Origin of the sequence: Conyzicola nivalis (assembly GCF_014639655.1) — a bacterium.
Lineage (GTDB): Bacteria > Actinomycetota > Actinomycetes > Actinomycetales > Microbacteriaceae > Conyzicola > Conyzicola nivalis.
Window position 1 is genome coordinate 2,597,250 of the sequence record NZ_BMGB01000001.1, and the last position, 12,379, is coordinate 2,609,628.

General features: G+C 66.5%; 9 protein-coding genes. 6 read left to right on the top strand and 3 right to left on the bottom strand.

The features are described 5' to 3' along the window. The gene (wzy, locus tag IEV96_RS12965) at window positions 1-1,509 is read left to right on the top strand and encodes an O-antigen polysaccharide polymerase Wzy (protein ID WP_188510977.1); all 1,509 of its coding nucleotides are present in this window, start codon (window positions 1-3) and stop codon (window positions 1,507-1,509) included. A gap of 76 nt (window positions 1,510-1,585) precedes the next feature. Next, on the top strand, window positions 1,586-2,734 hold the full coding sequence (locus tag IEV96_RS12970; RefSeq protein WP_229733307.1) for an MATE family efflux transporter: 1,149 nt from the start codon (window positions 1,586-1,588) through the stop codon (window positions 2,732-2,734). Here IEV96_RS12970 and IEV96_RS12975 read toward each other — a convergent pair. Further along, the gene (locus IEV96_RS12975; RefSeq protein ID WP_188510979.1) at window positions 2,731-3,576 is read right to left on the bottom strand and encodes an NAD-dependent epimerase/dehydratase family protein; all 846 of its coding nucleotides are present in this window, start codon (window positions 3,574-3,576) and stop codon (window positions 2,731-2,733) included. The two genes, IEV96_RS12970 and IEV96_RS12975, sit on opposite strands and share 4 nt — an antisense overlap. Window positions 3,577-3,732: 156 nt before the next feature. On the opposite strand from IEV96_RS12975, the gene IEV96_RS12980 reads away from it, so the two are divergent. Beyond that, on the top strand, window positions 3,733-4,203 hold the full coding sequence (locus IEV96_RS12980; RefSeq protein WP_188510980.1) for a VanZ family protein: 471 nt from the start codon (window positions 3,733-3,735) through the stop codon (window positions 4,201-4,203). A gap of 31 nt (window positions 4,204-4,234) precedes the next feature. Further along, complete coding sequence (locus IEV96_RS12985) at window positions 4,235-4,654, top strand: GNAT family acetyltransferase (protein ID WP_188510981.1); 420 nt, start codon at window positions 4,235-4,237, stop codon at window positions 4,652-4,654. Here IEV96_RS12985 and IEV96_RS12990 read toward each other — a convergent pair. Together IEV96_RS12990 and IEV96_RS12995 are read right to left on the bottom strand one after the other, a co-directional pair. Continuing rightward, window positions 4,638-5,072 (bottom strand): VanZ family protein, encoded by a 435-nt coding sequence (locus IEV96_RS12990; RefSeq protein WP_188510982.1) that lies wholly within the window; start codon window positions 5,070-5,072, stop codon window positions 4,638-4,640. The genes IEV96_RS12985 and IEV96_RS12990 overlap by 17 nt on opposite strands. A 17-nt stretch (window positions 5,073-5,089) precedes the next feature. Beyond that, on the bottom strand, window positions 5,090-5,968 hold the full coding sequence (locus IEV96_RS12995) for an EamA family transporter (protein ID WP_188510983.1): 879 nt from the start codon (window positions 5,966-5,968) through the stop codon (window positions 5,090-5,092). 146 nt (window positions 5,969-6,114) lie between these two features. On the opposite strand from IEV96_RS12995, the gene IEV96_RS13000 reads away from it, so the two are divergent. Both IEV96_RS13000 and recQ read left to right on the top strand, forming a co-directional pair. Then, window positions 6,115-10,131: an ExeM/NucH family extracellular endonuclease gene (locus tag IEV96_RS13000; RefSeq protein WP_188510984.1), complete on the top strand. Its 4,017-nt coding sequence runs from the start codon at window positions 6,115-6,117 to the stop codon at window positions 10,129-10,131. 263 nt (window positions 10,132-10,394) lie between these two features. Beyond that, window positions 10,395-12,365 (top strand): DNA helicase RecQ, encoded by a 1,971-nt coding sequence (gene recQ, locus IEV96_RS13005; protein ID WP_229733309.1) that lies wholly within the window; start codon window positions 10,395-10,397, stop codon window positions 12,363-12,365. Window positions 12,366-12,379: the final 14 nt, after the last annotated feature.

Here is a 12,379-nt window from a genome sequence, read left to right on the forward strand (position 1 = left end):
GTGACAGTCGTACAGAAGGAACTGCAGCGGTACGCGTCTCTGAGCGGATGGCGCAAGCTAATCGTCGTTTCGACGGTGGTCTTGTTCGCGGCTTCGTTCGCAATCTCGATAATCGGCGCCGGAGGTATCAGGGAACCGGCGGTGAAACACCTCGGCGTGGGCCTCACCATCGCGGCCGGCGTACTGGCCGCGATGAGTGCTTTCCTGCGCCACGGTCCTTCCTCTCGGGCGCTTCTCCACCCGATGATCGCCCCTGTCGCGTACCTGATTTATTCACTCCTCGTGCCATTGGCTTATATGGCGGTCACCGGTCGGGGCATCCAGGTGATGCCTGCGTCGATCTACACGAGTGCTTCGTCTTCCGTCATGTGCCTCACAGTTCTTGCATACTGCGCCGGAGTTTTCCTCGCGTCGGTCGTTCGAGCCAATCGGCGCAGCTTGACCGACCCGGCTCTGCTCGTGGCTCCCGAACGTGACCGTCGCGGTGTCTTCTCACGCGATGTTGGCCGGCTCATTCTCATTCTCGCCCTGACTGCGAAGGTGCAGCAGCTGATCGTGAACGGACCCGTCTTCACCCGCGTCTATGGGGCCGATCAACTGGACTACGATCTCGGCACAACGATCGCGGTAGCCGGCGCCACACTCACCACGGTGGGCTGCCTTCTGGTGATGTACAGCAACGTTCGTCGAGTCGGCCATCCGCTTCAATGGCCCGACTGGGCACTGCTCGGGGCGGTGGGGTTCATCAGCCTCTTCCTGCTCGGCACGCGGTCCGAGATTATCGCCCCCGTTGTGCTGTTCCTGTGGTTCCGGCTCCAGTCCGGCAAAAAGTTCAGCATCTGGATTCCCATAGCGGCAGTTGCTGCCGCCGGAGGCATATTCGCTCTCGTCGCTCAGCTACGCGTAAAGTCGCCGGATGCACCCGACTATCCAGCGATCGAGAGCCTGCTCGTAGACACATCGAGCCCGATTCTTCTCACGTCTAACGTGGCCGCATTGGTTCCGAGCTCGACCGATTTCTATTTCGGAAGCACGTACCTGGAAGCCCTCAAGTTCATGCTGCCCGGTCCCGTCGCGCGTGCTCTGTTTGGCGAACCGACGGGAACAGGGGCGTTTGCGTATCGAGACCTAATCGATTTTACCTTCAGCGGACAGGGATGGGGCTTCTCGTTGCCGACCGAGGCCTACCTGAATTTCGGGTTCGTCGGCGTCGTCGTGATCGCCGGGCTCGTCGGCTGGCTGTTCGGTCGGGCGTACCTGTGGGCGAATGAGCCGCACAACGTCAATCGCCTCTCGGCATATGTGTATCCCCTACTTCTGTCGTATCTGCCCTTCGGCCTACGCAGCGACGCTCTCGGGCAGATGAAGAGCATCATCTACCCGCTTCTCATCATCCTCGGTGTTCTCTTAGTCGAACGCTGGCTGCTCAGCCGCAACGCCGCCTCCGTCGATTCGGGCCCACAATGGCAATGGCGCACGCTCCTCCCGCGGCGGGGTTCGCTTGATTAGGCGAACCCTATCAACGCACGGACTGCCTATTCTCGACCAAGGGTTGTCCAGCGGCACCAATTTCTTAGCGGTATTCGTGCTCGCCGGCAGCCTTAGTAGCGGTGAATTCGGTATCTTCGCGATGGCGTACACGGTGCTCACGCTCTTCGTCGGTGTCACCAGATCCTTTTTCGGGCTGCCGTTGGCCCTCGCGGCACAGAGCTCCAGAGCCGAGCTCGACGCGCTCTACCGCTCCTCCGTTTCTGCACTCTGCTGGATCGCGCTGCCAATCATTGCCGTGGTCTTTGGGGTGGGGGCCATTGCCGCCGTCGGGGCCGACGAGGCATCCATGGAACTCGGTCTCTTGGCCGCCCTGGCTGTGGCGGTCGCGACCCCACTCGTGATGATTCAGGACATCTCGCGTTACTACGCCATCTCGACCAATCAACCAGGCTCCGCGGTTGCCTCGGACGGAATCTGGCTGGTGTCGATTGTCGTACTTTTCGGACTGCGCGAACTCTTCGACCCAACAACGGTCATAGCGGCGTGGACGGCGGCCGTCATCGCGGCTCTCGTTTTCTTCATGGTGCGGTTCGCGCCCCGCCCCGCTCCTCGTCAGGGCCTTCGGCTGCTCAGGCCCAGGCGAGGGCTGCGTGAATCCATTTCGATCACCGTGGTTCTTTCGACGGGAGTCACGCTCGTCATGGGCTTCCTAATGCTGCCGTTCCTCGGTGCGGCGGCTGTGGGTAGCATTCGCGGTGCGGGCACCCTCTTCGGCCCGGTCAACACGTTGATGGCCTTGCTCGACTTCAGTGTCTTGAGCCAGCTATCGCGGCGTGACCGTCGGCGCGATGGCAAAACGGTGTTGCTCATCTCTGCAGTGGTGTGCGCGATATCGGGCTTGTGGGCGGTAGCGCTGCTGCTCCTCCCCCAGGGAGCGGGCGAGTTCATTCTCGGCGAAACTTGGGCGGGAGCGAGGAGCATCCTTCCGATCACATCTGTGGAGTATGTGCTTCTATGTCTTGCGGCCTGCGTGGCATTAATACCTAAGCTCCGGGACCGCGCTCGCGTGCTCCTCCTCAATCGTGTCTGGGCAACTGTTGCGATTCTCGGGACGGCAGTCGTCGCCTTGATCCTCGGCGGCGGCGTTGAGTGGATGGCGCTCGCGCTCCTTGTCGGCGCTTCAGTCAGTGCCGTCGGCTTGCTCTGGGACTCGCGTTCGGAACTCCGGCGCAGTCCGCGCTAGGCGTTGGCGAGGCGGCTGATGGGCGCGAACCCGAGTACTCGAGTCGCTGCAGAGATGTCGGCGCAGCTATAGCTGTATCCGCCGGGCGCTACCTCAAAATGCACCGCTCCAGAGCCGCCGAGAAGCTCGATGAGATCGCGGTTGCTCGTGGGAGTGCCGCTTCCGATGTTGAAAACAGCAGCTCGCGACTGTAGTTCGGCGTTGAGCGCGGCATTTATTGCGTCGACCACGGCGTCAACGTGCGAGTAGTCGCGAACGAAAGCGTCGAGGTCGCGGAGGTGGACAGGGCTTTCGGGAGTGGACGCGCGGAGCTTGGAGATCAGGGAACCGTCGAAGCCCGGGCCGTATACATTGAATATCCTCAAGCTGATTGTCTCGAGTGAAGATGCCTCGGCGGCCGACGCGAGAATCTGTTCCGCTTCGAACTTGGTCTTGGCGTAGGTGGAACCGGGGTGTAGCTCGTCGTCCTCGCGCACCGGGCGGTCGTACTGGTCGCCGTACACAGCCGATGTCGATGCGAACAGAATGCGCCCGACGCCGTGCCGCTTGGCGGCTTCCGCGATTGTGCCCACAGCATCGACGTTTACCGCGTACGCTCGCGCGACGTCCTCCTCGCACGCCGCGCCAGCGATTGAGGCAAGATGCACGATCGCGTGCGGCCCGAACTGCTGGATGGCGTTTGTCAATGCGAGGGAGTCGGTGACATCGACGTCGCCTGGTCCGCGTGGAGTGTCCTTCTTTGGATTGCGCAAGTAGAGCACATCGTGTTCGGGCTCGGACGTGAATCGGCGCTGCAATTGCACGCCGAGTCGCCCAGCCGAGCCTGTGACGAGTATCTTCATCTTTGCTTTCGAGTAGGCCCTCTTCAACTGGGGTTCCGGGTTAGTACGACCGACCCACTCTACCGGTCCCCATCCGCGCCAGAGCGGCAGCCCGGGGCCAACGCCCGTGCAGCTCAGTCTCAATCCCGGCTCGTGTGGTTGAATGACCGAATCATGATGGCTTCCCGATTCCGCCGCCGTATCGTCACGGTACTGCTGATCGGCTACGCAATTTTCGTGATGATCATCACTCTCACGCATCGAGCGCCGGGATCCGGATATGTCACGCTCCTCGTCTACCGGGTCATAGAGAAGCTGCAGGAACGTGGGATCACCTTCATCACCTATCTCGGCGTCGAGTTCTTCGGGAACATCCTGATGTTCGTGCCGCTCGGAATCTTCGCTGCTCTTCTGATCTCACGGAAAGCGTGGTGGACGCTGCTGTTTATGGGCACAGCGTTCTCCGGGTTCATCGAGTTCTTCCAGGCGACCTTCCTCCCGGAGCGCTACCCCGAAGTGCGCGACCTGATCTCCAACACGACCGGCTTTCTCATCGGTGCGTTCTTTGCCGTAATGCTGCGGCTCCTTGTCTCACACCGGGATCGCTTGGTCGAGCAAGACCGCCGCGCGGCCGCCCTCGCGAGATAAGTCGCCCTAGTCCGCCTGGAAGAATGGGCGGATGCTGCTGCGTCCGTTCTCGCCCGCCGACGAGTCATCCGTCATTCAGCTGTGGAACGACTGCGGGCTCACGCGTCCGTGGAACGACCCCGCTAAAGACATCGCTCGCAAGCTGACGGTGCAGCCGGAGATGTTCCTAGTGGGGGAGATCGACGGCGAGATCGTCGCGACCGGAATGTTCGGTTTCGACGGCATCAGGGGCTGGGTGCACTACCTGGCGGTCGCGCCCGGACGGCAGGGTGAGGCGCTCGGGCGGCAGCTGATGGGCGAGGGCGAGCGGATGCTCACGGCTATCGGCTGCCCGAAGATCAACCTGCAGGTGCGCGCCGGCAACGAGCGGGTGATCGGCTTCTACCGCGCCCTCGGCTACGACCCCGACGGCACGGTGTCGCTCGGCAAACGGCTCATCCCCGACGTCTGAGACCGTGCCGGGCGGCCCAGTGCACGAGCAGCAGGCCGATGGCCGTGCCAAGCGTGTTGGCGACCACGTCTGAGACCGTGCTGTAGCGGCTTGGCAGGGACTGCTGCACGAGTTCGATCGTGAGGGTCGTTGCGAATCCGAGGGCGAGGATGATCCACCACGGCGGTCGCCCGAAGGCCAGTGGCACCAGCACGCCGAACGGCACGAACATCGCGATATTCGCGGTGAACTCGAGCGTTCCGTAAGCCCATGGATCTGAGTCACGCAGGTCGTCGAGGTTGTTGAAGACCCACGCGAACGGTCCGGTGGCCTGAGTCGTGTCGTCGGCGGGCGAGAAGACGATGTAGAACACCACCGCGAGATAGACGGGCAGCAGGATGCGCGCGGCTAGGGCGAGGCGAGGGTTGGCGGCGCGCATCCGGTCAGGCTAGCGGCTCAGGCCAGCGCGAGCATCGCCCCGGCCGTGACCGCGAGTACCAGACCGACGATCTGCACGGGGGCGACGCGCTCCTTGAGCACGACGGCGGCGAGGATGATCGTTCCGGCCGGGTAGAGCGCGGTGAGCACGGCCATGACCGAGAGCTCGCCGAGGCGCAGGCCGATGAGCAGGCCGGTGTTGGCGGCGGCGTCGACGATGCCGCAGAGGATCGCGAGGCGGAGGCCCGGGCGCCAGGTGTGGCCCGCGGGGGTCTCGATACGGTCGCTTCGCGACCTACTCGATGAGCTGAGCGCCAGCACCCCCACGGCGGCAAACAGGATGGCCGCGCCCACGGCCCGGTTCACGACGAGGGGCACGAGCCCCGAGTCATCCGGGGTCTGATCGATGATCACCAGGAACAGGCCGATGGCGGCCCCCGAACCGACCGCCATCAGCACGCCGCGCAGGCTGGGGCGCACGGCTCCCTTCTCGGGCACGAAGCCGACGAGCACGACGGCCACGAGCGCGAGGACGAGCGCCAGGTAGCCGATCGGCTGCAACCGTTCCCCGCCGACAAGGCCGATGGTGAGGGGCACGATCGCCGACACCACCGCGGTGAGCGGCGAGAGGATGCTCATCGGCCCGATCGCGAGGCACGCGTAGAGCAGGCCGATCGCGACGGCACCGGTGACGCCGCTCAGGGCGCCGAGCACCACGGCCTCGGGCGACCAGGCTCCGCCCACGAACGGCAGGGCGATCAGCAGCGCGACGAGCCCGGCCGCCGCGGCGACGGCGGTGACGCGCACGGGGCTGATGCGGCGCGATGCGGTTCCGCCGAGAAAGTCGGCGGCACCGTAAATGAGCGCGCTCGAGATGCCGATAATGACGGAAAGCATGGCTTCACGGTATCGGGTGAACCGCAGTTGACCGGCGGGTTACGTTCCGGCGCAAACCTCGACAGTGACACTGGCAATGCATAGGCTACGAACCAAACCCCCCGTAGGGGGCACAGCCGACGAGTTTTGCTTGGAGACCTGCTGCAATGACGACGACGCCATCCGCCCCGACTCACTCCCTCGCGAGGCGCGCCGCCGCTCTCGCCACGGCCAGCGCTCTCGCGCTCGGGCTCACAGCCGCTGTCGCCTCGCCGGCCGCCGCGGCACCGCCCACGGCCACCATCGCCGACGTGCAGGGAGACGGCGCGGCCACCCCCGTCGCCGGCAGCGTCGTCACCGTCGAGGGCGTGATCACGGGCGACTACCGCGCGTCGACCACCAGTGGCTACCGCGGCTTCTACCTGCAGACCGCGGGCAGCGGTGGGGCTTCGGATGCCACGCCCGGACGCTCCGACGCAGTCTTCGTCTTCTCGGCCAACGCCGACCCCGCCGTCGCGCTCGGCGACCTCGTGACCGTGACGGGCACGGCGGGCGAGTTCAACGGACAGACGCAGATCACCGCCACCGCGAACGCCAACTACGAGGTCGTCACCGCGGGCGCCGGGCTCCCGGCCCCCACGGTGCTTCCCAACAGCGTCGTCGGCGCCGCGCGTGAGGCCTACGAGGGCATGCTGGTCACGCCCGAGAGCGCCTACCTCAGCTCGAGCCACCAGCTCTACAACTTCGGCACGCTCTGGCTGAACGTCGGCGACCTCGCCGTGAAGGCCACCGAGACCACCGACGCGGGTGCCGCGGCGGGCGCCATCGCCGACGCCAACCGCGCGAACCGGCTGCTCGTCGACGACGGCTACAGCATCCAGGTCTCCAACGGCGCCCACGTCGGCGGTCAGCCCTACTTCGACGCCGCGACGGTCGTCCGCAACGGTGACCGCTTCGTCGCCCCCGCAGCAGGCATGATCCTCGGCTGGGGCTTCGACGACTGGCGCCTGCAGCCGCAGCGTCCGCTCACCGACGCGTCACCCGCCGAGACCGCGGCGCTCGAGCCCACGTGGGAGTCGCTCAACCCGCGCACCGCGGCTCCCGCCGAGGTCGGCGGCGACGTCAAGGCGGCCGCTTTCAACGTCTTCAACTACTTCACGACCTTCGGCGGAGACGCCCGAGGCGCCTCCAACGCCGCCGAGTTCGCGGTGCAGCAGTCGAAGATCGTCTCGGCGATCAACGCCCTCGACGCCGACGTGGTCGGCCTCATGGAGATCGAGAACTCGGTGAAGCTCGGCGAGCCGGCCGACGAAGCCCTCGGCAACCTCGTCGACGCCCTGAACGCAGCGAGTGCACCCGGAACCTGGGCCTTCGTGCCCACCCCGCAGGTGCTGCGCGACGCGGCCACGACCGACTTCATCACCAACGCCATCATCTACAAGCCCGCCGCGGTCACCCCGGTCGGCGAGAGCTTCGCCGACAGCGACGAGACCGTGTGGAACATCGCGCGCGAACCGCTCGCTCAGACCTTCGAAACCAACGCCAACGGCAAGATCGTCACGGTCGTCGCCAACCACTTCAAGTCGAAGAGCCCGCCGAGCGGCAACACCGCCCCCGAGCCGGCCGACCTGCAGGGATTCTTCAACGCCGAGCGCGTGCAGCAGGCCAAGCGACTCGTCGCGATGGTCGAGACGGTGAAGGCCGACCCCGCCAAGGGCGAGAACGTTCTGCTCGTCGGTGACTTCAACGCCTACGCCGAGGAAGACCCGATCCAGGAGCTCACCGCGGCCGGCCTCGTCGACCTCGTGCCGGTGAAGACCGACGACGAGTACACCTACACCTTCGACGGTGAGCTCGGCTCGCTCGACCACGCGTTCGCGACACCCGAGCTCGCGGCATCCGTCACCGGAGTCGACGTCTGGAACATCAACTCGCCCGAATGGAGCGACCGCGGCTATGAATTCGGCGCGACCGAGCCGGGCACGCCCTACCGTTCGAGCGACCACGACCCCATCGTGATCGGCATCAACTCGGCTCCGGCGCCCGTCGACATCGACATCGTCGCGATCGCCGACTTCCACGGCCGTCTCGAAGCGGCCCCGCCCATCGCCGGCGCAGCCGTGCTCGGCGGCATGGTCGACTCGTACCGCGCGGCCAACCCGAACACGACGTTCGTGGGCGGCGGCGACCTCATCGGTGCCTCGACGTTCACCTCGTTCATCCAGAACGACGAGCCGACCATCGACGCGCTCAACGAGATCGGCCTCACTGCCAGTGCGCTGGGCAACCACGAGTTCGACCAGGGCCGCGCCGACGTCGACGACCGCATCGAACCGGCCGCCGACTGGGACTACCTGGCCGCCAACATCTACGACACGACGACGAACGAGCCGGCCTACCAGCAGTACTCCCTGCAGGAGTTCGACGGCGTCACCGTCGGGTTCATCGGCGCCATGACGGAAGAGCTGCCCGACCTGGTCAGCCCCGACGGCATCGCGACGCTCGACGTGCGCGAGGTGGTGCCCGAGGTCAACCGCGTGGCCGACCTGCTCAGCGACGGCAACGAGGCGAACGGCGAAGCCGACGCGATCGTGCTGCTCGTACACGAGGGAGCCGCGACCGCGGACATCGCCAGCGCGACGGATGACTCGGCCTTCGGCCGCATCGTCACCGGAGCGAACGCGAACATCGACGCGATCATGGGCGCCCACACCCACCTTGCCTACGACCACGAGATTCCGATCGCCGGCACCAACACCCTGCGGCCGGTGCTCGCCGCGGGCCAGTACGGCGAGAAGTTCGCCCACCTCGACCTGTCGGTCGACCCGGCCAGCGGCGCGATCCTGAGCCTGTCGGCCGAGGTGCTGCCTCTCGCCGGAGCGTTCCCGCCCGACCCCGAGGTCGCCACGATCGTCGCGAACGCCGTGGCCGTGGCCAACGTCAAGGGTGCGGTGAAGGTGGGCGAGATCACCGCCGACTTCAACCGGGCGCGCCAGTCGGGCGCCACCTTCGCCGAGAACCGCGGCGGGGAGTCGACGCTCGGCAACTTCGTCGCCGACGTGCAGCTGTGGGCGACCGCCGACTCGGGCGCCGACATCGCGCTAATGAACCCGGGCGGACTGCGGGCCGACCTGAAGTACGCCTCGAGCGGCAGCGGCGACCCCGACGGGAACCTCACCTACAAAGAGGCCGCCGGCGTGCAGCCGTTCGCGAACACCCTGGTGACGCTCGACCTCAGCACCGCACAGCTCAAGTCGGTACTGGAAGAGCAGTGGCAGCCCGCAGGGGCGAGCCGTCCGTTCCTCAAGCTCGGCACCTCGAAGTCGCTCGAGTACACCTACGACCCGACGGCCGCGGTCGGCGACCGCATCGACGCGATCTACGTGAACGGCGAACTGGCCGGGGCGGGTGACAGCTACCGGGTCACCGTCAACTCGTTCCTCGCGGCGGGCGGCGACAACTTCGGCACCCTCGCCCTCGGCACGAACCGGGCTGACTCGGGCAAGGTCGACCTGCAGAGCATGGTCGAATACTTCGAGGCCAACCCGGTCGCGTCGCCCGACTACGCACAGCGCGCGGTCGGAGTGACCGTCGGTGCGGCAGGCCCGTTCGCCCCCGGCGACCAGGTGACGCTCGCGCTCTCGTCGCTACTGTTCAGCAACGGCGAGCCCAACGCGGGCACGGCGGTCGTGAGCGCCGGCGGGGTCGAACTCGGCCGCGCCGCCATCGACCCGGCGATCGTCGACACGACCGACGAGGTGGGACGCGCGAGCGTCACGATCACCATCCCCGACGACGCGGTGACCGGCGACCTCGTGCTCACGGTCTCGGTTCCCGAGACGGGAACCTCGGTCGACGTGCCGCTCGCGGTCGTCGCCACACCGCCGCCGGCGGAGAAGGCGCCCACCTCGACGAGCGGTTCGGCGAACAAGCTGATCGTCTTCGGCAGCTCCCCGGTGAAGTACTCGGTCACGGTCCGCGCCGACGGTGTGGTTCCGACCGGCGACGTCGCCATCTACGACGGTGTGAAGCGCATCGCGACCGCAACCCTGGACGCGTCGGGCAAGAAGACCGTGACACTGCCGAAGCTGTCCCGCGGCCTGCACCTGCTCACCCCGCACTACGAGGGCAGCGAGACGCTGTTCGGCTCGATCGGCTGGCCGTCGATCGTGCTGGTCTTCTAGCGCGGGTGTCCGAGAAGCCCGCTTAACCGAGCGCGCGGCCGTATCGAAGTCTTCGCTGAGTATTGCGAAGACCTAGGTACGGCCGCGGAGGGCTCTCTCGGTGGGAACGGCGTAACGCTTCGGGAACCGTTCTGATCGTGAGTTTATCTGTCTTTCGAGTATCGCTATAGCTTGTAACGTACCCCCAATTTGGGGCGTTTTTCACAGGCGGCGGTCTGTGCAGTCCCCGCGCGAGGGTCGGAGCTCTCCCGTAAACTCGCCGGGTGAGTTGGAACGCAGACATCCCGTGGGATCCGCAAGAGGAACCGCCCTTCGACCCCTTCGCGGAACCGCCGTTCGACGACGAGGCGCCGTTTCCCGATCGGGAGGGTTTCGCCCCTTCGACGGGCTCAGGGACCGCGACGGTGGCGGTCAAGAAGCGCACCGGTCCGGCGCCCACGCCGCTCGAGGCGCTCGAAAAGGTGTTCGGCTACGACTCGTTCCGCAACCAGCAGGCCGAGATCATCGACACCGTCGTGGCCGGCGGCGACGCCCTCGTTTTGATGCCCACCGGCGGCGGCAAGTCGCTCTGCTACCAGATCCCCGCCCTCGTTCGCGACGGGACGGGCGTCGTCATCTCCCCGCTCATCGCGCTCATGCAAGACCAGGTCGACGCCCTCACCGCGGTGGGTGTGCGCGCCGGGTTCCTGAACTCCACGCAGGATGCGGGCGAGCGCAACCGCGTCGAGCGCGCCTACCTCGACGGCGAGCTCGACCTGCTCTACCTCGCACCCGAGCGCCTGCGCGTCTCGTCGACGGCCGAGCTGCTCGACCGCGGCACGATCGCGCTCTTCGCCATCGACGAGGCCCACTGCGTGTCGCAGTGGGGGCACGACTTCCGGCCCGACTACCTGCAGCTGTCGATGCTGCACGAGCGCTGGCCGACCGTGCCGCGCATCGCGCTCACCGCCACGGCCACCGAGGTCACCCACAAGGAGATCGCCAGCAAGCTTCAACTCGGCGACGCCAAACACTTCGTGTCGAGCTTCGACCGTCCCAACATCCAATACCGCATCGAAGCCAAGAATCAGCCGATGCAGCAACTGCTCGCGCTCATCCGAAACGAGCACGCCGGCGACGCGGGCATCGTCTACTGCCTCTCCCGCGCGTCGGTCGAGAAGACGGCCGACTTCCTCGTCGAGAACGGCATCACCGCACTGCCGTACCACGCGGGTCTCGACTCGCGCATCCGTGCCGCCAACCAGTCGCGCTTCCTGCGCGAAGACGGCGTCGTGATGGTCGCGACCATCGCCTTCGGCATGGGAATCGACAAGCCCGACGTGCGCTTCGTCGCCCACCTCGACCTGCCGAAGAGCGTCGAGGGCTACTACCAGGAGACCGGACGCGCGGGCCGCGACGGACTGCCCTCCACCGCGTGGCTCGCCTACGGCCTGCAGGACGTGGTGCAGCAGCGCCGCATGATCCAGCAGTCCGAGGGGGACGACGCCTTCCGCCGCCGCCTCGGAGCCAACCTCGACGCGATGCTCGCGCTGTGCGAAACGATCGAATGCAGGCGGATGCAACTGCTCGCCTACTTCGGCGAGTCGAGCGCGCCCTGCATGAACTGCGACACGTGCTTGACGCCGCCCGAGGGTGTCGACGGCACCATCCCCGCCCAGAAGCTGCTGTCGACCGTCGTGCGGCTCTGGCGCGAGAAGCAGCAGCGCTTCGGTGCCGGGCACATCATCGACATCCTCGTGGGCAAGACAACGCCGCGCATGTCGCAGTACGGCCACGACCAGCTCAAGACGTTCGGCATCGGCGCCGACCTGACCGAGCAGGAGTGGCGCGGCGTCGTGCGCCAGATGCTCGCCCAGGGGCTGCTCGCGGTTCAGGGCGAGTACGGCACGTTCGCGGTCACCGAGGCGAGCGCCGGCGTGCTCGACGGGTCACGCCCGGTGAAGCTGCGCAAGGAGCCCGAACGCGGGGCCGGCCGCGCGGCCAAGAAGTCGAAGGTCGCCGCGGACCTGCCGGTGGGGTCGGTCGACCTGTTCGAGGCGCTGCGTGCCTGGCGCTCGGCCGAGGCGAAGGCTCAGGAGGTTCCGGCGTACATCATCTTCGGCGACGCGACGCTGCGCGGCATCGCGATCTCGCGCCCCGACTCGCTCGGCGAGCTGGGCGCGATCAGCGGCGTCGGCGAGAACAAGCTCGCGAAATACGGCGAGGCATTGCTCGAGGTCGTCGCCGCGAACTAGCGGTCGCTGAGCTT